Origin of the sequence: Pseudoalteromonas sp. APC 3358, from assembly GCF_030408075.1 — a bacterium.
Taxonomy (GTDB): Bacteria; Pseudomonadota; Gammaproteobacteria; order Enterobacterales; family Alteromonadaceae; genus Pseudoalteromonas; species Pseudoalteromonas arctica.
Map to the genome: position 1 here is coordinate 77,755 of NZ_JASDCE010000013.1, position 20,217 is coordinate 97,971.

A 20,217-nucleotide genomic window follows, 5' to 3' on the forward strand; every position below is an offset into this window, starting at 1 on the left:
TATTTTTACACCCTATAAGTTGCTTGGCTAAAATTACAGAGGGTATAAAGTGCCTCTCTAATTATTTAAATACTCATTTTTAAATACTCACTTTTTAAAATTAATCTGTAAATTTAAAAACCCGATCAACTAATACGCTTCTACTTATTGGCTCTTTAACGCTCTTACTTTTATCCACACTAACCAACCCCTTTATTTACGTGGGCTTCAACCTAATTCCCGTTCAGTAGTCAGGATTTCAAATAAACGTATTATTGATTTAACTTTTACGGAGAGTAGCCCTTATGTCTTTTATTAAATTACCCTGTGCAGACTTTATATCAATTTTAAACCCTATCGCTCGCCTTGCTTGCTCTAACAAAAAGAGTAACGGTGTACTTGAGTTCGCTCGCATTCTTATTACGAACAAAGGTGGCAAGCTTGCCGCTTACGCGAGTGCTTCAAATGGTGGGCAGTCTATGGCGCGTAGAATAGAAAATTTTGAAAGCGATATAGATATGTTGGGTGAAGATAAAGAGGTTTTACTTTCTGGTGAAAAGCTTTTATCCATTGTTAGTGCTTATACGTCTTTTGATGCAAACGAGCCTGTAAAAATCTCATGGGATGATTTTAGCGAAAATGGTGGGTTAATTACTGCTAAACGTTCAAAAATGAAAATTGATACCGCAGACCCTAGCGCATACCCAGCACCACCAAAATTAAACGCTGAACATTCAGTATTGACGATCCCCCTAAAGCGACTTCAAGACGTACTTGTTCAAGCGCGTGGCTCTGTGGCGGTCAACAACAGCACAAGACCTGCTATAAATGGCGTAAATATAAAGCTAAACTGCTCAGCAAAAGCGATTTCTTTAACAGCTACCGATGGATACCGTGTTTACGATAATAAGCTTGATGTTACAAATTCTAAGAATGATTTCAATATCGTTATCCCCACTAAGTTAATTGATATGATTCAAGGGCTAAAAGTAAGTGATGCAAGTGAGTTAGTACGCCTACGTTGCGATACCAATTCATGTGAAATCACCTTCAAAAGCACACTTATTCGCTCTCAGTTACTTGATAATAAATTCCCTGACTTATCCGAATTATTTTTAAATGAACCAGATTGGTTGATGGATTTAGAGCAAAAAGATATGGCTGATGCATTGGGGCGTTTATCTGCGGCCATTGATAAGCGTCTACCCGCTATAGAGTTATTGATTGACGATGAAACACAAGAAACACATTTACGTACAGTACAAGGCGGAAAAACGCTTGGTGAGGACTACCTGAAATCAAAGGTAACTCTTAAACCTGAAAATGCGCTATCTGTAAATTTAAACTTCTTAATGCAAGCCGTGGCTAACGTAACAAGCAAGGTTGCGCGAATTGGACAACACCCGAAAGATAAGTATCTCGTTATCCAAGGTGATAATGAAACTAGCCGCATGATAGTGCTACCACTGCGAACCTGATCAATAGCCAGAAAATAGAAATTGGTTAGCATACTTATAACTTATTAAGTCTTGGGAAGATTATTAATGAATACTGTAACTGATAAAAATGAAACCGTAGCTACTGCGCCAAATACGTCTATTGCTTCACGTAGCATCACTGTTAACCCTGCTGAACTAAAAGAGTTTAAAGGGGGTAACACACGAAGAAAAAACGATGAACAGGCCTTTAACGAGCTTTGTGAGTCAATTCGCAATATTGGCATCATTCAAAAACCTGTAGTACGCACAAACAGTGAAGGTGAGCTTGAAATCGTTGTTGGTCACAGACGCGTTTCAGCGGCTATCAGTAACGGCTTAGAATCAATTGATGTTGAGCATAAAGAGCTTACAGACCGTGAAGCTATGGAGCAGCACCTTTGCGAAAATACAGTTCGTCAGGACTTAGACTTTGTTAGCCAAATTCAAGCGTCAAAACGCTGGTTGAGCTTTTTTAATGGCGATAGAGAAAGTGCAGCCAAGCGCCTTATGTGGAGTGTTAAAAAACTAAACGAACGACTTGAGCTTGTTCATTGTTGTGATCAAGTATTGGACGCGCTAGACCAAGGCAAGATTAAAGCAGGTCATGCTTTGATTTTATCTATCCTGCCAGAGAAAATTCAAATCGGCACATTAAAACGTGTTATTGATGAAAAATTGACTGTCGCTGAGTTAAAGCAACGAGCAACTAAAGTTCAGTTGCCATTGGGTACGGCCAAGTTTGATAAAACAGATTGTAACTCATGTAAGCATAACAGTGAGCGCCAAGTGGGTTTGTTCGATTTAGGGGATGAAAAAAGCTCTACGTGTTCGTTTGGTACATGCTACCGAAATAAGACACAAGCATATTTAAGTGACCAAAAAAGTAAGTTAGAAGAAAAATTCGGTAAAGTTTTATTTTTTAGTGAGTCTAATCCAGCCGATAGACGAAAAGTTGATACAACTACCGTGGGTGAAAAACAATTCACTAGCGGTTGCGCCCTTTGCTCTAAGCGCATCAGTATACTTGATGACCGCCCAGCACATGAAGGCATTGTTATTGAAAGTCAGTGTATTGATGTTGACTGCAATGATAAGTGTGTTTCGGCACTCGCTAAAGCTAAAAAAGCAAAAACGAAAAAAATTCAAAAAAGTATTCCGAAATCCGAGAGCGACAATAAAAGTATTATTAATGAAGCGGATACTGAAACAACTAGTGCGCCTGTCGAAACACAAGAAACGGTTGAGCCTGTTGCTTGCCAACCTTCAAACGTGGTCATAGAGTCTCATAAAAAGGAACTGGTGGACTTTGCACGTAATGAGTTAAAAGATAACGAACTATTTAGATTGAGCCTCGCTGTTGCATGTGTAACCAGCGCGCACTCTAAACAAAGAGGGTTTAATAATGTTGGTAAAATCGCTGCTGAACTTGCTTCAACCAAAACTAAAAAAGAAATTTTGGATGAACTTTCAAAATCTATTACTAATTTTATATTAACAAGTGATGGCGCTGATAATGCAAATGCATTCCAATTTTATGAATTAGCATTTCAAAGCATTGATGGGCTTGCTGATAAAGCAGTGCAAGAATGGCAACCGAGTAAAGATAACATTTCAAGCTACACGATTGAGGGGCTTAAACAACTATGCTCTGGTAGTGGCTTTGCACAGGCCGCCAATGAACAAGCAGAGCACAGTTTTAAAACAATGCACTCTGCCAAAAAAACCGATTTCATTAAATCAATTTTAAGCACTAAATTTAACTGGCAGAAGTACGCACCACCAGCGTTATTGACACTACTTAAACGTTAATCCCTTTTTACATAACTTCCCAACCCAAACCGCCACTTCCTGATCAGTAGCGGTTTTTTTCGTTTGTTTTACTATGTAGACACTTAAAACATAGATACTAACTAAACGAGATAACCATGTTAAACACTCTTAAAAAAATCATTGATAGCGCGACATTAGCGGGAGTAGCAATTAACGTTACTTCAAAAAACGACACTGAGCTTGCTATCGTTTTTACTCCTAAGTTAGCAGCATTAAGCAAGTCTGGTAAATCTGACATATTAGAAGATGGTAAGGCTAACGCTGAGAGTCATTTTAACCTTCGTGCAGCCCTATCGACCCCTTGGGTTATGACAGGCACACCTGAAAGCATAGAAACGCAATTAAATGACTTTTTGCATAGTGCTGGCACTCCATTAGAACAAGCAAATTCAAATATGAATAACTCAAGCTTTATAGATGCCTTAAATAGCGCAACGAAAGCCGTTGAAGCCAACAAAGCCCCTGCCGTAGCGCTTAAAGAAAAGATTAAGCCTAATACTGCAACCACTCCAACTACTAAAGCACCAGCTACTACAGTAGTTGAAAATGAACCAGCACAAGCACCTGTTGTAGCTCAAGAACCACCAGCAGTTGCACACGATTTATTTAATGATTTCGATGATATTGACAGCATTTAATTTTAATAAGTAAGGAATAAAAAATGAATAAATTAAAAAGAATTTTCAAAGTTGGTGCGCGTGAGATTGATGCACCATTACCAAATGGTTCTCTACAAGAAAATGTTGATCAATTAATGGTTAATTTCCCTATGTTTCGCTTCACACATATTCTCGAAGTAGATGGGATACCGCAATCGGATGGCTCAATTCTTTACGAAGTGGAGTTACCGCCATGCAAAACGAACGGGTAACACCGCAAGCTCAATCAAATTTAGATTATTTGATTGAGCTTAACAAAACCGAACACAGTGATAACTCAGTAAAATCAAAAGCTAGTAAGCCAAGTGCAAGCATTAAATTTAAGAAGGAATACAAAACATGCGATTCATCGAAGGTTGTGGTTTTGAAACAAAAATTAAAAAAGATACACGCGCCAATAAACGTATTAAGAATGTTTGCACCGCCATTAATGTAACTAACCCATTAGTTAGCCTTACTGGTGAAACACTTGTTTATGAAAACTCTAATTACTTTAATTCGTTAAATGAGAGTTACTATTTAAGCCAAGTATCTGACTTTATAGAACATTATTCAGATACTATTATTAGTGCTATTAATTTTAATTTGATTCACCCAAATCAACTTCCTAATCTACGTCCGACAACGATTGATGAAGCAAAAGAGTCAATTAGTCATGTTCGCAACTTACTTGCTAACGTCCCCGTTAAGCTTATTGAACAGCTTATGCCGCATATACACGCTGCTAAAAAAGACTTGATTGCTGGTGGTGTGCCAAGTGAGCTAATTGAGGAATTTGACGCTCAATTTAGCCCTGATTTTGACTTTTCTTACAACAATTCTGAACTTGTATTTGAGACACCTAATATTGAAGGGTGTTTGATTGTTAACATTGATAGTTTTCGCGCTAACTCTAAAGCCGCCAGTGCCTTAGTATCATTATTATGCAAGGGTAACTTATTCGATCAAGGCCATAATGCAACTTATTACAACCACATGGAAAGTTGTGAACCAATCACGGACACCAAAATAATCGCACAAGTTAATAAACTGCTATCGAGCAAGTTGGATTTAGACGAATTACAAGACCAAGCTGCGTGGGTTAAGTTAGCGTTACCTTTACTAGCACGTATTCAAAATGAATATGATATTGAAATATCTGAGTTACTTTTAATGCATTTTAATGACTTGGATGCAGAGCGATTGATGGCGTGTGATGAAGGTTATGTAGATGAACTTGCTAACAGCCGTATAAACATAGACTGTGAATTGGAGTCTCTGGTGACTTTTTTCCATCAAATGCTTACTAGAATCGCCAGCTTTAGCCATGTAGCATCAAGATTTCAAGACCCTGATATGTTTTCTAAGCTTAACAACAAAAGGGCAAGTTCAGCTAAAATACTGACAGCAATTTATGATGTAGCCAGTAAAGCAACTGACAACGGTTACTTAGAAATTGCTAATGAAGATCATGTTGGGCTAAGAACCTTCGTTTTGACTGATTACGTTACTAGCGATAATGAAGCTGCTTACGGTGTGATTGACGATGTTTACAATCATGCTTATGAAGTAGACGAGCTAACATTAAGCTATAAAATATCACTGACAGACAGCAATATAACGACCGTAAAAAATACGTTGATTAACTCGTATTGCATGAACTTTTTATCTTTCCTTAGTGAGCGAGCAAAGCAATTTAATTTTTAGTTTGGGTATTCCCGTTCGGTAGCCTGAATTTTCAAATATTTTATTATGAACCTATATTAAATGTAGGAGCGAATAGAATGTTTGCACAAAAGAGTTCTGATGATTTTATAAAGCAAATCACCAATATCGAAGAAATCGGTGGCATGAAAGGCCATTGCGCCATAGTTGTTAATCAGTATGAGTCATCTACCTATCTTACTTACCATGACATTGATACGAATAATAAAATCAAAGATGGTAAATTCATCGACATTGCTCAAGCAGTAAAAGCACTCGCTACCTTGAATGACGAGCCTATAGAAAGCGAATGTAACTGGATAGATACAGACATTTTGTATTCAAGTGACAATCAATTAATCTGGTATGTACCCGCTCAAAAAAGAACGCTTTGGTTTGTAGCTAGTGAAAATAAATTTTCACTGAAAGTTCATACACCATCTTTTGTTTTTGCCCTAAATCGTAATGCCCGAAAGTTGAGGGTATTTAGCTGTAAATCAAAATCTCGCCCCACCCCTGAATCAAAACTCTATAACGCCCCATTGATGAATGTAAGTCTCGATGGCTCACTTTGCTTAGGCTCTGCGACATTGCCTGATAACGTTCAATCAGATAGCAAGCAAATACGTAATGCGTGTGAATCTGCGTTGTTTGATACCAATTTTAGCCATGTAAATAACTCTAAAACGTTTAAAAGTAAAAAAGAGGTGACGACAACGGGGCATGTTGCTTTTTGGAAGAAATTTGAAAAAGAAAACCGCGAACCTAAAGCGAGTGAACTTGTATTGTCTACCGTATCTTTTAAAACATTAACTCAAGGAGCATAAAATGTATAAATCACCGCAATGGCTAACGGATAATGAATTTCAAAACAAAAAAACTAAAGTTGTAATTATTGGTGCTGGTGGCACTGGCTCTGAGTTAATAAGTCAAATTTTCAAAATTAATTACACCCTAATGGAGCTTGGCAGCGCGGGTTTAGACGTAACATTAATTGATGATGATGTAGTGAGTGCATCTAATATTGGCAGACAATCGTTCTACAATTTTGATATTGCTCAACCAAAAGCCAAAACGCTTGTAGATCGTTTTAATACGTTTGGTAACTTAACGTGGAAGTATGTAGTTAAACGTATAACTCCCGAAAATATAGCCAAGTATATTCCAAATAATTGTGTAGTTTTTACATGTGTTGATAATCCAATTGCGCGTGTCACCGTGGGTGAGCATTTAGAAAAACGACTAAACAGCGAAGTATTATGGATTGATGGGGGGAACAGCAGAGCAGATGGACAAGTAGTGTTTGGCTCATATGAGCAGAGAAAAGACTTACCATACAGTCGCTTACCTTCTGTTTTCGACTTATATGGAGAGCAGCTTAAAACACAGGAGTATATTGCGACCGAGAGTTGTTCGCATCTTGAAGCTATGAGGTCACAAACACTCGGTATAAATAATGCAATTGCTTTACAAATGACTCAGCTATTTTGGCAGTTAGTCCGTGAAGGTGAAATTACGGCACATGGCGCTATCGTTGATTTAAAATCTTTTACTGTGAATGCCTTGCCAATCGACCCTGAAATCTGGACAATGTTTGGCTTCACTGATAAGCGCACTTAATTTGGTGATGAAGGGAGCACACAATGAAAAGTTATAGTTTTATTTTCCTCTGTAAACAAAGTGGCAAAGATATTCGTAAAACAGTTAATACTCAAGGGGAATGTGTTGGTTATGCTCTGGAACTGGCGGCAAAAGAAGCGGTTTCAAAGTTTGGTACAAAAGATATTTATTTAGAATCATTTTCACTCAGTAATTTTTAAACCCATTTCTGTAAGTGTTTTGCATCTTAATTTAGCCCATTCCCAATCATTTGCATCTTAATTTAGCCCATTCCCAATCAGTAGCGTGATTATCTTATTCTGGCAAACTTAACTCATATTCAATCTAGTTAGGTTTGTCATTATGAAGATAGATACTTACCAAGAGCGTATTGCTCGTATTAAAACCATTCCAGACTTACACAATGAAGTCGCTGACGCAAAGCGTACAAGCATGAAAGTTCGATTACATGCTAAGAGCCGCATACCGCTAGAACATCGTCACAGTAACGCCCTGTTGAAAATGTACCCTGAACTAAACGCGCTTTATACAAAAGCTAAAGCGGTAGAGCAGAAACTTCAAATTAATTTTCTACGCATTAAAGCTAACTTACGTGAAGGCGACATAAGCGACCCTATACCTAAAAATGCAATTTGCCACATTAGGCGTAAAGCGCGTAGCTATTTTCATGTTTTAGGCAAACTTCCTAGTGCAGTCACTTTTGAGGGTTGTGAATACAAAAGCAATTCGTTCATGGCTTTTGTAAGCGATATTTCAACCACCAGCTATCAATAGAGGATTACCCAATGCTTGCCATTAAAACACCAAAAGAAATGAAAATATCACTCCTGCAATTGGCTAATATCTTACTGCATAGAGACTTTATAAAGTTGCTCTTGAATAATAATCATCGCTTTGAGCAATTCCCTTTCGTTAGTGAGCTGGTGGAACGCGAGTCATTAAATGCGCTGGCAGAATTAAAGGTAGTGGCCAAAAGCGTAAGTGAACGCAGTGAATTTAGAAAAGCGGTATCGTTAAGTGATAAAGATTACATTATCAGCATAATCACTCAAGCATCGGCAGCTATCAATACACTCGCTGACTCAATGTGTCCAGACCCAGTAACAAAGCAATTATCTTCTTTTTCAGTACGCAAAGATGAAACATTTTTAGAAAAAGCGACTCAGTTCTTTGGTACTGACTTTGGGTTGAGCGTGAGTTCTTCAATCAGTATTTGCACAAGTGGGTATGAGGCAAGAGACAACTACAATGTACCTTCACTCTATTACTTTATAGGCTCTTATTTAAAGCTTAGGCATACAACTGGCTATATAACACATAGCCCCATTGCGGAAGGTTTAATAAATCATGTATTACTTCGAGGGCGTGATTACATGCTTAATGGCCATCCCGCAGATCTCTTTGCTCATGATGTTTCAAATATTACGACCGCTAAAGTAAATGGCCTACAGGGTATTTATTTGCATGATGATGCGCTTATTACTAAAGCCTCTATCGAGGGCACAGCAAAGCCAGAAGGCAACTACTCAACCTATTATGATTTCTCTGAGCTAAGTCAAACTCGTTTTGAGTTGGTGGGATAAATTTACAGAGGGTGTTTTGGCCCTCTCTATTTTTTTCACTTTCCCTCAATAAAGGTAAAACTAAGTTTAATTATTTTGTACTTCGAGAGAGAAACGAATGAGTATTTTAAATTACATATATAGATTTTTAAGATTTTTTATTGCTGCAACCTGCTTTACGATCATCTTAACAGCGTCAATTATGTTTATTTGGTTATCTATCCTCCCCCCAGTTCATATTGAAACAGATGCTAATGTCGCTATCAACGAAACTCAGTATGTTTTTGCTGTATTTAAAGAGAGCGTTAAATATGCATTATTGCTTATTAGCCTTTATTTCATAGCAGAACGCTGTCTATTGAATGCAGAAATGAAATCAGCCTCATTCCAGAATTGTAAAAAGGCCAGAGGGTAAATCTAGCTTAGTAGCCAGAAATGTAAATGATGCTTTAATAACCAAATACACCAACAAACTTTATAGAGATTTTTATTATGTTCAATCAAACGCTTGTTCTAGGTAACTTATTCCAAGACCCAATTCTTCGTTATACAACGCAAGGCACAGCTATCGTTAATATTCGTATCGGTACAAATACATATTACAAAAGCGATGGTGAGAATAAGAAAAAAACTGAAAGCCATGATGTTTTTTTCACAGGTGCAGTGGCAGAAAATATAAATACATATCTTAAAAAAGGGAGTTTGGTGTTTGTACTCGGTGAGCAAAGCACTTCTATTGAGAATAATTCAGTGAAAGGTAAAATTTATCATAAAAATATTAAAGGCCACACTATCAAGTTTTTAGATGGTAAAAAGAAAGACCATGCTTATACCGATAACAATGCAAACGAACTTGACGATCAACACCAAGATAATAACCCTGCTCCCACTACTCATAACGAATATCAACAGAAAAGCGCGGGAGTTCAGCAGCAAGAACCACACAAGAGCGCCGCAAGACCTAGCAATCAATATCAGGCAATGCATGCTGAAGGCTTTGCACCTGACTCAGATTTTGAGTAAAACCATCAAAGAGTGCCACTGAGCACTCTTTTTTCATTCTTATATCTAATACCTACCGGCGACCCGAACTTAGCCCTGTATCTTTCCCTTACTAGTTTACCCCCCAATAATATATTGGCGAACAAGGGTTATTTATAAAGAGAATGATTTCCCTTGTTCTTGTGTTGAAATACTCATTTTACACATTGAATTAAAGGGAATGTTGTGTAAAATGAAGATCTGCTCTAAGGGTTTGAGCAGAAAAAACTTTTAGTTTTGGTGTCGCGCCAGTTTTGAATTGGTTACTCTCCACTGGTGCGCCATTTCCCCATCTATTCTAAATCAAATATCAAACATTTAAATTTACACACCCCTTTTTAGGCATCTCTAATTTTTAACTTCCTAGATTAAAAACGTTTTAATACGCTTATACATCTCATAAGCGGAATAAATAATGTTAAAGAAGTTAATCTACACGAGCCTACTGGCTGCAATCTCATTTAGCGCACTGAGTATTGAGCAAAACGAAATCATAGACCTACAGCAAAAAGCCAATGTGGGTGATACTTCAGCCCAACTTTTACTTGGCCAGTTAATGCTAACAAAGCAAGTGAATGTCGCAGGTGATTTAACCGAAAAAGGGTCGGAATTAATACTACGCGCAGCTAGATCAGGTAATCCAAAAGCACAATTCATGGTGGGCGTGTTGTATGAAAAAGGTGTTCTCGGACAGGTAGACTTAGAGAAAGCCTATATCGCTTACCAAGATGCGGCTAATAATGGGTATGTAAAGTCGTTAGTTAACATGGCCTATATAAAAGAACAGCAAAATGACTTGATTGAAGCTCGATATTTGTATTCTCAAGCGGGTGAAAAAGGGGATGCACTTGGCTACCTTAATCTATACATTTTAGAAAAGCGTGAAGGGAAAACAAAACAAGCTGAAAAAGCGCTTATCGCAGCCGCTCAAGCGGGAAATGCTACCGCGCAATACATCTATGCCTCAGAATTATTAAAACTTGATACAGAACAACCGTTGAATGATGCCTCTCCTGCTATTTTGTGGCTTAAAGTCGCTGCCAAAAATGGTAATACAGACGCAATGACTGATTTAGTATCACTCTATGACAGAGGGACATTCATCAGTGCAGATCACCCTTTCATAGAATCAATTCTGAATAAGTTACATTCAGAGGGCGACAATAACGCATCGTTCACCCTGGCAAAGTATTACATCAATTATTACAAGTCGTACAGTAAGGCGTGGCCACTACTAACACAGGCTATTTCAAATGATGTCGATGGAGCGTTACCTTACAAAAACTTGATACTTGATTCAAAAAAAGTAATAACGACCGAAAAAGATATTTATGTAGCATCAATCGCGCAGGAAAACGCCCTTCCCCCAGTTCTAGTTAAAAGCGGTGCTCGTTTCAATGTTGTAGATGAACTTCAAAACGGCAGTGTTTTTGTTGTTGAAGATGAACTAGGTGTTTATGGCTTTGCAGAGCAATCTTTATTAAATGCTGCGCGAGTCAATGAAGGTATTCGACCAATGGCCATTCCTGCTCCTGTTGCCATTGAAACTGACTTGATTGATATAAAGTCACAGAGCGAAAATGAAACCAGTGAAAATGATGTTTTAGAGTTACAGAATGACATTGAAATTGATGAAGAGGTTAAAGTTCAGCTAATGGATGGAAATATTCAAAAGGTCGTTGCAGTTATTAATCGACCTGTTAACTTTAGAGAGAATGCACACCCACAAAGCAATATTATCGGAAGTTTAGATGCTGGTGATGAGGTTGCTTTAATTGGTTTGGATGATTGGGGTTGGGCGCAGGTGGTGCATGATGGCACTGCTGGTTTTGTTATGTCACGAGCCCTTGATTATGACGACTAAATTTAAGTGCACGCTATTATACACTTTCAGCCAGTATCGTTGTTTTACAATTGAGGAAGCGAATCACACATTCACTTCTTGATTATTAAATTAAAATTATTCTGCAACAACGAGTTACCAGCAATTATTACAAGAGAATTAGAATGGAAAAAGTACAGAGTAAAGTTGAGAGCTTAATAGCTCAACCAATCAAAGAATCGTTCCTAAGTAATAGAAGCGCTAATATAGGTTTTGCATGTTCTAATGGTGTTCAGGTACAAATAGCTAGACCCACTTCATGTGAGTGCTGTGGCGAACCAGTTAATGTTTTTAATGTCCGTGATGCACACCATCCAGTTGATAATAAAGGCTCTATCTTTCACCGGGTAATATATTGTTCTAGGACAGATTCTTATCATCAAGATATATACATCGTTTTTAGTTATCTATTGGGTGCTAAGCTTCACTACTTAAATAAAAACAATGAATTAAGTTTACCATTAATGTCTTTTTCACTGCCGATAGGCAAAGCAATTACCTTTAATGCTTTAAGAGGCTTAAACGCGCTGAAGCGTAAGTTAGAGCTTAATAGCTAACATCTACCATTAAATGTAATCAAATGCGCTGTTCAGCGCATTTTTTTTGCCTATAGCGATACTATGCTTTCATTGACTAATATCAGTACATTAATATGTATGTTCTTGCCTGGTATTCTTTTCCGGCAGTTTCAAAACCAAGACTACACCTTATTCTAATTTATAACTCAATAAGCTTGTCAACATAGATCAGTGAACCAAATAGTATTTCGGCTATAGGTAACCGAATACTTATCAGAAACCCTTTCAGTAACCGTTTTCCAATCAGTAGCCCAAATATCGAATATTGATACTATTATTTCATCAACTCACGACAGGCATTTAAGACAATGGAATCACTTTTCAACAAACGTTTACTTGAGGCACAAAAGCAACTTGGTTTAACTAAAGGCTCTAGCCAAGAATTAATCAAATCAATTAAAGCTAAGTCTGAACGATTTACTAAACCAACAGTTCACTAGGAGAGCTCTATGATTATTTTCGTCGTAATTTTAATGGGTGTGTTTTTCTTGATTACTACTAGCTCATCAATGTTTTCTGATACCGCTACTGATGAGCAAATGCGTGAGGTTGGTGTGCTGTTACCCAATCAAAATAACAGTGTTAATTCTGACGATGGCGATGACGATGACGATTTTTTGTTAGAGTTTGATGACACTTTACCTACAAATTACTATTCAGATCCAAATAATCTAGTAGTGATGTCTATTAATGATAGTGAAGAATTTTAATAGTTAAATTAGATGCTGGGCTTAAAAACCAGCTCTAATAAATTTATTTAAGTATGTGTGTTAAAAAATCCCCCAATTAATTGTTCTAAAAATAATAGCACTCAACTTTAGTATCATTAAGAAATAATTAAACTCGTATTTATAGGTTGGTTTCGTCTGAAATTAGGTGTTTTTTTTATAGATCATTGATGGCTGGGTAGCCGTGTGCTTTCACCTAATTGGTTATAGGTGACTTTCTTTAAGTAATGTTATTAACAGCTCGTAGTAAGGGGGGGAGGCTTTCTCAATATAGGGATGTTCTTTCTTTATGTTTTCTTCTAATTCATAAACTTTAAACGCAGGCACATTCAATTGTACAACTAACCGGTTAAATACCTGTTGTTGTGTTGCCCCTGGTTTTTGTTCGTTATCAGCTTCCTTTTTTTTCTTTTTAATCAGCGACGTTACCTTTTCTTTCATCTCGCGTATATCGTCAGGAACATTGAGTTCATTTTTAAGACGGGCCTTAAATGCTTTTAAGCTATGGCTGTCGTGTTCTTGTATGGCCGCATTATTCTGCGCGCGTAAGTGCTCCATTCTATTTGATTTATTTACATCAAATCCATTTTTAATATCGTGCTTATTTTGTGAGTGTATAAGCTTTTTAACGGTTTTTTTATTGACACCTAGGGATGCGAATAACTCAGGGGTGATGAAGATACGCATACTTTGATAGCGCTTTAGTTTAACGCTGTAATTCTGTTGTAGCATGACCAATCCTGCAGCAGCTAAATCCTTTAAAGCATTAATTACAGGGTTGTAGTTTTCACGGCCATGGCGGTATTTGGCTGTTGGCTCTGATATGTGAAGTTGATTAACCATTTTAGCCAAAGCTTTAATGGACATTTTAATTTCAAATAGGGAATCTGAATAGGGTTTGTATGAGGCGCAGTAAACTAATGCTTTCATCGTTTCGCGAAGGGTTTGCTCTCTTTCTATACGCATACGGTTAGTTCGCGCTGCGAGTACGAGGTTACTGAAACCTAGATTTACCATGCCACCAGCGTATCGCGCTTTGTTTAAGAACGTATTTAGTTTGAAATCATGGATTTCAATGCGAGCAATAAGCAGCTTCGCAATTGGATTTTTAGCTTTAAAATCGAAATGCGGAGTCAAATGCCTATGCACAGAGCGACCCGTTATTACAGTGTCGCTCATGGCCTGACACTACGATCAGATAGAGTAATTTTCATAAAAAAACACTTATAACTTAAATTTTAGCCAAAAAAGCCCTTGACCTTATTTTTATGTAGTTATAAGCTTGTCCTAAGTTACGTGGGACTTACCAGTTGGCGCTGGTTGCTTACAACATTACATAAATATAAAACCTTCCTAGAACCGACTTTTATGTCGGTTTTTGTTTTTCTATTGCTTAGCAATGTTATTTTTTTGTTATTTCTTCGTTGTGCTTTGCCTTATCTATATGTTAATTATTCAATTATTTATCGAAAATCGACCAAAGGATACTTCGCTTAAATAGTTAGATCAAGATAATTCACAAATGATGATCACTTTTTTATGCTTATTTGTACCCTTTTCTAATCAGTAGCCCAAAATCTCGAAATACGTATTATGTCTCTCAAGGGTTAGGCCGAGTATCCAACACTACTCTCCGTTGGGTATTTGGCCTTTTTAAATCTACCTTTGTAGTGCTTCTAACTCCTTTATCATTTTGTCCGCTTCCTTCTTTGCTTGTTCAATTATTTCATCCCGAAACTTAACTATATTTATACCTTTATCTTTAGCCATTGCGTTTATATCGCTTACGCGCAGATCTTTAAATTGCTTGTCAGTAGGAGCAGTTATTGTTTGGTTACTATCAATAATTAATACTCCCTCATCCTCCATCATTTTTATTAATAGCGCGAAAGCCTCCATTGACTCCGCTTGTGTGTTTCCATCACGCTTAAACTTATCAATTAATCGCTTACCATTTAAGGCGATCACTTGAGATGATTTTTTGCTTACTTGTTGCTGCAGCTGAGCTATTTGTTTTGACTGCTGGTAAGTTTTAACGCTTACCAATATTAAAATAGCAATGCTGGTGGCTAAAATTAGTTTTGCTAAATAACCGGCCATTATTTTAGGTCCTTAATATCGTCTTGGTTTAATTGTAAGGTCATTCCCTTCTGAACTAAGAAATCTACTTCAATACCTGCTGGAATCTCTATAACAGGCCACATAGCCTCAGCAATTGCTAAGTAATATGAAGCTACACGCTCCATTGCGCTACTTGCACCTTCCATTATGCCTGCTCCAGCGTACTGGTTTAGGTTTTGGCTTTGCCATACTGTTGATGCAGAAAGCTCAGTATTAATCGAAGGTACTTGCTGCGGGGCAGCTGCACTTGCAAAACCTGACAAAAAGCCTGCTTTGATAGAGTTACCTATCGCTTTACCACTACGCTCGATTACCGTGCCACGTATACCGGTTAAACCATCTGAACTAGACACAGCGTAAGCCGTTAAAGATTTTTCAATGGCTTGGCCATCATTGGTAATACATGAAATTGCTTCTGCACGAATTTCAACACGTTCGCTTGCTAGGTTTCCAATACCTGCACCAAGAACCATACACTCACGTATATCGAGTGAGAAAAAGTTAGGCATAATCGCTTCGCGCTTTACACGGAGTAAAATAGGGATTGGTGTATCTTGCGAACCTACTTTGGTTGGCGCCGCAACACCATTAATTAACGTGCCCGATAATATTGAACCCATTGCTAATGTAAATTCACCTTTATCACCTTTTGCAGATGGGTTTCTTTCGTCATTACTTTTAGCAATTTGTCCTTCACGACTATCGTCCACATTTTGACTGTCATTCGTCAAACGCTGAACTTTAATATCACTTATAGTTACTTCACCAGAGCGCTGTACTTCACGTATGCTGCGTTGAGTAATTGTTCTAATAACGTTGCCTTTAATTTGAGGTGATTGCGTTATTATCTCAGTTTGTGGTCTATATAGAACATTTTTGTTTTGCTGATCTGCTTGGTAACTGACGGGCTCACCTTGTACTTGAAACTGTTTGTTAGGCAACTTAGTGCTTATATCAATTGGTTTCGTATTCGTAGCGTTCTTTCTTTTTAGCTCAAACATTTCATTTTGCATTTGCTGCATTGAAAGTTTCAATTGCTCAAGGTTTTCTGCGTCTTTGTTGTACTTAGCCTCCATCTCGCGCTCTTTATCGGCTAAACGTACTTTCATTTCATCTACAATACCTTCTGCTTCGCGTTGATCCATTGTGCCTAGTGTGTCGGATAGACCCAGAATTGATGTAACGGATTGACTCTCTACTTGCTGTTCACTCATCGTGTCATCTGTAAACAGTGATCCACCAACAAACCAGAGAATAACAAGAAATATGACTCCAAGAATGCCCTTGCGTAACCATGGATTGTCTTCAATATAGGTTTTTATCTTTTCCTGCATCATTCGCCTGCCCCCATTGTTAAGCGTGGTCTAGTCTGACCATATGAGTCCGCACTTGCCTTTTTCAGTTTACGAATAATATAAATCTCTGTTTCTTCACCAGGTTGTAAATAAGACTTTGGATATAGCGCAACCGATGTAACACCATCATTTAGACACATTTCTTCACGTACTTGGTAAACACGATCACTATCATTGTGCACAAGGACTACATCAATAAAATCTTGGCTTCCACTTAATCGTTGGCCCGCTTCATGATATATAGCTATACGGCACGGATGTTTAAGGTAATTTGGTATATCGTTTGTTATTGAGTATCCAGCAGGTGTCTTACCTTGCGCTATCGGTTTTAATATTGAAACAATACTCTTTTGATAACTTGATGAACGCAGTACCGGTGCGTTTTGCGCTTCAAGAGTCGCTTTATCAATTTTTTTCTGTTTTTCCATTTCGTTAAAATGATTCAGTGCTTTTAACGTCATTTCTGCTGGCATATCTATATCAATATCTACCATGGCTGGTGGTGAGGCCATTGGTACTAATACGATAGAAATTTCAGATTCAAGAACACCGTCTTCAGATAGTAATAAACTAATTGGTTGCATTGTTCTTAACGTCACATACAAGTGGCCATCTTCAACCTCAAGTAAAGCTTGCTCTGCGTTGGCACTCGTTTTAACAGATAAACTTCTAAAGTTGGTGCGTATGGCATTACTAAAACCCTGTCCGACTGGAATAACTATGTTTCTTCCCGGCTTTAGATTGTACGATTGTTCTGGTTTAAAACTTTGTTTCACCTTTTGTAAGAAATCAGGTTCATTACTACTTTTACTTACAGGAGCGTTCGATGTTGCTCTATTAGTTTCATTAGGTACAAAGCTATTAGTTGCAGCGCGCAATTCAGCGGCACCGTTGTAAACTGGTTGACCCGCCGGTGTTGCATTCATTGGTTTTCTACCAAAGTTTGTTTGTATTGGTATGTCTAACCCTTCGTCTTGCGCATAGACTGCTGGCATTAAGCTCAGTGATAAACAGATAGATGCTGTTATTTTATTTATTAGTTTCATTTTCATTCCTTAATCGTCACTTATGACTTTTTTAAGCTCAGCAGTTAGCATAGGGTTTTCTTCAACCAGATATTCAACATCACGGTTCTTTGGCAGACCTTTGTATGAGTTAAAATGCGTAATAGCTGCACGTTCAGAGAAAGGTTTAACTCTGAACTCATACGTCCATCTTTGAGGTAAGTTGATATTATTGGCCGTTGCTTTTAGTTTGATAGTCCTGTCACCCCAGATCCAAACTAAGTCCTTTACTGGGTCGTAAATCGCGTCTTTAATAACAAATGTTTGCTCTGCATCCCGTGCTATTAAAATTTGGACCTCTTTTTTTAGTGATGGCAATATTTGCTGCCGTAAGTAAGGTGAAAGCATGCTATCCAGTTGATTCAATACAAAATCAGCATTGTCCTTCGATAAGTTCCCTGCTATCGACGCTGCCGCAACTGCCCATCGTAATTTATATTCTTTATTGGCTACATTACCTGCAACGACTAAAGGTTGAGTGAAATTAGGTGGCGTGGCGATTACTTCAGTATCTTTAAAAGCCAATGCGCAAGCTAATACCCCTGCAATGGCAAGTAGACCGTACTGAATAATTGTGTTTTTAGTTTGATTTGTTTTAATCTCGCTAACGGATTTTAAAACTTTGCTTTCACTTCTTTTCATCTAAAGAGTTCCTATTGAAAATATTCACGACTATATGGGTCAGGTATATATTTACTTTTTTTCAAAAAAGGCAAAGCGCCATGCCACCATAGGAAATGAAGAATAAACCCTCGTGAGTAACGCTCTTCTGTGTATTTCAATGTGAAAAACCAAATTAAACCAAAAGTAAGCAATTCCATTGGTTTGTTGATTAATATGCCAAACCCAAAACACATGATCGGCATAAGTACGTAGTGCATTGGCCACAGTATGAGAGTTAGCGGCTCGTTAATGCGTTTTGGCATTCTGTATTGAAAAGGATTGTCTGACATTAGTTTGTCCTTCATTAAAATGTATTCGCTATTATTTACCGTATAAATACGAATGCATAAAATTAGAGAGGGTGTATTTGATACCTCTAGTTATTTAGACCAAAAAAAAAGGCTCAAAATGAGCCTTTTATTAAGGAGGGAAACTAAGTTTTTTATTAAAGGCCTGGGATACCCGCAGTAAAGATTAAATCTAATACTGAGCCAGCATTTACCATTAATACTGCACCAAGGAATGCACCAGCAGCCATAGTGTAGTTTTGTTGAGTAATGTTATAAACAGAGTAACCAAATGCTAAAAGTGAAATTGTTTTGCCCGGAATACCTTTTACCCAACCATCAAACGTTGTATATATCGAGTTCCATTCAGTACCACTACCTGCAGCAAGTGCTAGTGATGAAAACACTACACATGCTATAGCTAGTGCTAATAAAAGGTATTTAGTTTTTTTAGATGTCTCAACGTTATTCATGTTGTCGATGTTTGCAATTGCTATACTCATGGTTATCTCCGATTAATGAGTGGTTTTAATTCAAAGTGATTATTCACTGTAATTGATTCATTTTAAAATTTTAGAGCGTACTAAAATGGCCCCTCTAAGCTATGCTAATTTTAAAGGAGCACATTAATGTGTTCCTAGTCCTTCTCAGCAAAATCATTATTACCTTTAATTTGGCTTATTTTAAATTTTACAGAGGGTTAAAATCGCACCTCTAAGGTATACATTTATAGAATTCCACCTATTAGACGACTAATGCTGAAACCTTGAGCACTAACTGACTTAGCATCCTTAGTCTCTGTCATCTCCATTAATTCATTTTCAACTTCTATTGTGCTGCTTATCCCGTCGATAAAACCTTTTGACTGAGCATCTTCACCTAGCCATACCATGCCATTAAACAGTTTTGCATCGTTTGCTAGTTTGTCTTTTCTCGCTTCAAGCACTGATGAAACGAAATTGTTGTGCATTGGCATCATTAACGAGTCTCTTAATAGCTGTTCATCTTCAACTTTCAGCTTTTTAAATGGATCAATGATTACCTTTTTATCCACGGAAGTTAAAATTTGTTTTTTAACTCCCAACTTTTCAGCTAGACCCGTTAAATCCCATGAGTCCATTCGCACCCCAATAGAGCCAACCATCGAGCTTTTGTGGGCATATATTTTATCTGCTGGCGATATAGCTTGGTAACACGCAGAAGCACAAATGGCTTGAATGCTTACATAGAGTGGTTTTCGTTCAGTTAACGGTTTTTCTGTGTAACTTTTTATAAATGAATAAGCCGTTTCTCCTTGTACGGGCGAACCACCACCTGAATTAACAATTAGCATTATTGCACTCGCCCTTTCGTCTTTATCCGCACGTTGTATTTCCTTCGCTAAATTGTAGCCAGAGCCTCCACCAGCATCAGTCATCTCACCCTCAAGCATTATTTGCGATACATACTTAGGCTTATTTATTTCTAATGTATCTGTCTTCCAGTTGATTAATATGGCTGTTAAGAAGCCTCCAAATATAATGAATGTTTTAAAAACCTGTGAAAATGAATAAGCCTTCGCTACTGGCCCTAACTTAGATTCAACTGTAGATGTTAACTCTGATATGGCCTGTGTTAAATTTTCCGGAGGAACTTTAACTTGCTCAACTTTTTTTCTTTTAAATTTTCTTAGTAAATTTGTAATCAT

At 37.6% G+C, this 20,217-nt stretch carries 24 protein-coding genes; 16 read left to right on the forward strand and 8 right to left on the reverse strand.

The window, feature by feature from the left end:
• Positions 1-284 precede the first annotated feature (284 nt).
• From QL995_RS17675 to QL995_RS17750, 16 genes are all read left to right on the forward strand, one after another.
• Positions 285-1,457, forward strand: coding sequence for a DNA polymerase III subunit beta (locus QL995_RS17675; RefSeq protein WP_024595900.1), 1,173 nt, complete (start codon positions 285-287; stop codon positions 1,455-1,457).
• A gap of 66 nt (positions 1,458-1,523) precedes the next feature.
• Positions 1,524-3,266 carry a PRTRC system ParB family protein gene (locus QL995_RS17680; protein ID WP_024595901.1) on the forward strand — a complete coding sequence of 581 codons (1,743 nt, stop codon included), beginning with the start codon at positions 1,524-1,526 and terminating at the stop codon, positions 3,264-3,266.
• Between the two features lie 116 nt (positions 3,267-3,382).
• On the forward strand, positions 3,383-3,925 hold the full coding sequence (locus QL995_RS17685; protein ID WP_024595902.1) for a hypothetical protein: 543 nt from the start codon (positions 3,383-3,385) through the stop codon (positions 3,923-3,925).
• Between the two features lie 23 nt (positions 3,926-3,948).
• Positions 3,949-4,158, forward strand: coding sequence for a hypothetical protein (locus QL995_RS17690; protein ID WP_290294743.1), 210 nt, complete (start codon positions 3,949-3,951; stop codon positions 4,156-4,158).
• A gap of 127 nt (positions 4,159-4,285) precedes the next feature.
• On the forward strand, positions 4,286-5,632 hold the full coding sequence (locus tag QL995_RS17695) for a hypothetical protein (RefSeq protein WP_024595904.1): 1,347 nt from the start codon (positions 4,286-4,288) through the stop codon (positions 5,630-5,632).
• Between the two features lie 77 nt (positions 5,633-5,709).
• Positions 5,710-6,456 (forward strand): PRTRC system protein B, encoded by a 747-nt coding sequence (locus QL995_RS17700; RefSeq protein ID WP_024595905.1) that lies wholly within the window; start codon positions 5,710-5,712, stop codon positions 6,454-6,456.
• A gap of 1 nt (position 6,457) precedes the next feature.
• Positions 6,458-7,249: a PRTRC system ThiF family protein gene (locus QL995_RS17705; RefSeq protein WP_024595906.1), complete on the forward strand. Its 792-nt coding sequence runs from the start codon at positions 6,458-6,460 to the stop codon at positions 7,247-7,249.
• Positions 7,250-7,272: 23 nt separating this feature from the next.
• Complete coding sequence (locus QL995_RS17710) at positions 7,273-7,449, forward strand: hypothetical protein (RefSeq protein ID WP_290294744.1); 177 nt, start codon at positions 7,273-7,275, stop codon at positions 7,447-7,449.
• Between the two features lie 142 nt (positions 7,450-7,591).
• Complete coding sequence (locus QL995_RS17715; protein WP_024595907.1) at positions 7,592-8,023, forward strand: hypothetical protein; 432 nt, start codon at positions 7,592-7,594, stop codon at positions 8,021-8,023.
• Positions 8,024-8,034: 11 nt separating this feature from the next.
• Entirely contained in the window at positions 8,035-8,832 is a 798-nt protein-coding gene (locus QL995_RS17720; RefSeq protein ID WP_024595908.1) for a hypothetical protein, read from the forward strand.
• Positions 8,833-8,929: 97 nt separating this feature from the next.
• On the forward strand, positions 8,930-9,226 hold the full coding sequence (locus tag QL995_RS17725) for a hypothetical protein (protein WP_139015549.1): 297 nt from the start codon (positions 8,930-8,932) through the stop codon (positions 9,224-9,226).
• A 77-nt stretch (positions 9,227-9,303) separates the two neighbouring features.
• Positions 9,304-9,834 (forward strand): single-stranded DNA-binding protein, encoded by a 531-nt coding sequence (gene ssb / locus QL995_RS17730; protein ID WP_024595910.1) that lies wholly within the window; start codon positions 9,304-9,306, stop codon positions 9,832-9,834.
• 433 nt (positions 9,835-10,267) lie between these two features.
• The gene (locus QL995_RS17735) at positions 10,268-11,716 is read left to right on the forward strand and encodes a hypothetical protein (protein ID WP_024595911.1); all 1,449 of its coding nucleotides are present in this window, start codon (positions 10,268-10,270) and stop codon (positions 11,714-11,716) included.
• Between the two features lie 143 nt (positions 11,717-11,859).
• Positions 11,860-12,291 carry a hypothetical protein gene (locus tag QL995_RS17740; protein WP_024595912.1) on the forward strand — a complete coding sequence of 144 codons (432 nt, stop codon included), beginning with the start codon at positions 11,860-11,862 and terminating at the stop codon, positions 12,289-12,291.
• A 329-nt stretch (positions 12,292-12,620) separates the two neighbouring features.
• On the forward strand, positions 12,621-12,752 hold the full coding sequence (locus tag QL995_RS17745; RefSeq protein WP_259398326.1) for a hypothetical protein: 132 nt from the start codon (positions 12,621-12,623) through the stop codon (positions 12,750-12,752).
• Positions 12,753-12,761: 9 nt separating this feature from the next.
• Positions 12,762-13,022 carry a hypothetical protein gene (locus QL995_RS17750; RefSeq protein ID WP_024595913.1) on the forward strand — a complete coding sequence of 87 codons (261 nt, stop codon included), beginning with the start codon at positions 12,762-12,764 and terminating at the stop codon, positions 13,020-13,022.
• A 222-nt stretch (positions 13,023-13,244) separates the two neighbouring features.
• Here QL995_RS17750 and QL995_RS17755 read toward each other — a convergent pair whose 3' ends face one another.
• The 8 genes from QL995_RS17755 to QL995_RS17790 form a co-directional block, all read right to left on the reverse strand.
• Positions 13,245-14,219: a hypothetical protein gene (locus tag QL995_RS17755; protein WP_024595914.1), complete on the reverse strand. Its 975-nt coding sequence runs from the start codon at positions 14,217-14,219 to the stop codon at positions 13,245-13,247.
• 480 nt (positions 14,220-14,699) lie between these two features.
• Positions 14,700-15,140: a hypothetical protein gene (locus tag QL995_RS17760; protein WP_024595915.1), complete on the reverse strand. Its 441-nt coding sequence runs from the start codon at positions 15,138-15,140 to the stop codon at positions 14,700-14,702.
• Positions 15,140-16,498, reverse strand: a complete 1,359-nt coding sequence (locus tag QL995_RS17765; RefSeq protein ID WP_084324650.1) for a TrbI/VirB10 family protein — start codon at positions 16,496-16,498, stop codon at positions 15,140-15,142. The genes QL995_RS17760 and QL995_RS17765 overlap by 1 nt, the downstream gene beginning before the upstream one ends.
• Complete coding sequence (locus tag QL995_RS17770; RefSeq protein ID WP_024595917.1) at positions 16,495-17,562, reverse strand: type-F conjugative transfer system secretin TraK; 1,068 nt, start codon at positions 17,560-17,562, stop codon at positions 16,495-16,497. Before QL995_RS17770 ends, QL995_RS17765 begins: the two co-directional genes overlap by 4 nt.
• Positions 17,563-17,571: 9 nt before the next feature.
• A complete protein-coding gene (locus QL995_RS17775; RefSeq protein ID WP_290294745.1) occupies positions 17,572-18,222 on the reverse strand; it encodes a TraE/TraK family type IV conjugative transfer system protein in 651 nt (216 codons plus the stop codon).
• Between the two features lie 11 nt (positions 18,223-18,233).
• On the reverse strand, positions 18,234-18,533 hold the full coding sequence (gene traL / locus QL995_RS17780; protein WP_024595919.1) for a type IV conjugative transfer system protein TraL: 300 nt from the start codon (positions 18,531-18,533) through the stop codon (positions 18,234-18,236).
• A 155-nt stretch (positions 18,534-18,688) separates the two neighbouring features.
• The gene (locus tag QL995_RS17785; RefSeq protein WP_024595920.1) at positions 18,689-19,033 is read right to left on the reverse strand and encodes a hypothetical protein; all 345 of its coding nucleotides are present in this window, start codon (positions 19,031-19,033) and stop codon (positions 18,689-18,691) included.
• Between the two features lie 224 nt (positions 19,034-19,257).
• Entirely contained in the window at positions 19,258-20,217 is a 960-nt protein-coding gene (locus QL995_RS17790) for a S49 family peptidase (protein WP_024595921.1), read from the reverse strand.

Coding starts and splice junctions, on each gene's coding strand:
- QL995_RS17680 (WP_024595901.1), top strand. CDS start 1,524: ATGAATACTGTAACTGATAAAAATGAAACCGTAGCTACTGCGCCAAAT.
- QL995_RS17695 (WP_024595904.1), top strand. CDS start 4,286: ATGCGATTCATCGAAGGTTGTGGTTTTGAAACAAAAATTAAAAAAGAT.
- QL995_RS17770 (WP_024595917.1), bottom strand. CDS start 17,562: ATGAAACTAATAAATAAAATAACAGCATCTATCTGTTTATCACTGAGC.
- QL995_RS17785 (WP_024595920.1), bottom strand. CDS start 19,033: ATGAGTATAGCAATTGCAAACATCGACAACATGAATAACGTTGAGACA.
- QL995_RS17675 (WP_024595900.1), top strand. CDS start 285: ATGTCTTTTATTAAATTACCCTGTGCAGACTTTATATCAATTTTAAAC.
- QL995_RS17775 (WP_290294745.1), bottom strand. CDS start 18,222: ATGAAAAGAAGTGAAAGCAAAGTTTTAAAATCCGTTAGCGAGATTAAA.
- QL995_RS17690 (WP_290294743.1), top strand. CDS start 3,949: ATGAATAAATTAAAAAGAATTTTCAAAGTTGGTGCGCGTGAGATTGAT.
- QL995_RS17790 (WP_024595921.1), bottom strand. CDS start 20,217: ATGATTACAAATTTACTAAGAAAATTTAAAAGAAAAAAAGTTGAGCAA.
- QL995_RS17710 (WP_290294744.1), top strand. CDS start 7,273: ATGAAAAGTTATAGTTTTATTTTCCTCTGTAAACAAAGTGGCAAAGAT.
- QL995_RS17725 (WP_139015549.1), top strand. CDS start 8,930: ATGAGTATTTTAAATTACATATATAGATTTTTAAGATTTTTTATTGCT.
- ssb (WP_024595910.1), top strand. CDS start 9,304: ATGTTCAATCAAACGCTTGTTCTAGGTAACTTATTCCAAGACCCAATT.
- QL995_RS17740 (WP_024595912.1), top strand. CDS start 11,860: ATGGAAAAAGTACAGAGTAAAGTTGAGAGCTTAATAGCTCAACCAATC.
- QL995_RS17705 (WP_024595906.1), top strand. CDS start 6,458: ATGTATAAATCACCGCAATGGCTAACGGATAATGAATTTCAAAACAAA.
- traL (WP_024595919.1), bottom strand. CDS start 18,533: ATGTCAGACAATCCTTTTCAATACAGAATGCCAAAACGCATTAACGAG.
- QL995_RS17735 (WP_024595911.1), top strand. CDS start 10,268: ATGTTAAAGAAGTTAATCTACACGAGCCTACTGGCTGCAATCTCATTT.
- QL995_RS17765 (WP_084324650.1), bottom strand. CDS start 16,498: ATGATGCAGGAAAAGATAAAAACCTATATTGAAGACAATCCATGGTTA.
- QL995_RS17715 (WP_024595907.1), top strand. CDS start 7,592: ATGAAGATAGATACTTACCAAGAGCGTATTGCTCGTATTAAAACCATT.
- QL995_RS17685 (WP_024595902.1), top strand. CDS start 3,383: ATGTTAAACACTCTTAAAAAAATCATTGATAGCGCGACATTAGCGGGA.
- QL995_RS17760 (WP_024595915.1), bottom strand. CDS start 15,140: ATGGCCGGTTATTTAGCAAAACTAATTTTAGCCACCAGCATTGCTATT.
- QL995_RS17720 (WP_024595908.1), top strand. CDS start 8,035: ATGCTTGCCATTAAAACACCAAAAGAAATGAAAATATCACTCCTGCAA.
- QL995_RS17745 (WP_259398326.1), top strand. CDS start 12,621: ATGGAATCACTTTTCAACAAACGTTTACTTGAGGCACAAAAGCAACTT.
- QL995_RS17750 (WP_024595913.1), top strand. CDS start 12,762: ATGATTATTTTCGTCGTAATTTTAATGGGTGTGTTTTTCTTGATTACT.
- QL995_RS17700 (WP_024595905.1), top strand. CDS start 5,710: ATGTTTGCACAAAAGAGTTCTGATGATTTTATAAAGCAAATCACCAAT.
- QL995_RS17755 (WP_024595914.1), bottom strand. CDS start 14,219: ATGAGCGACACTGTAATAACGGGTCGCTCTGTGCATAGGCATTTGACT.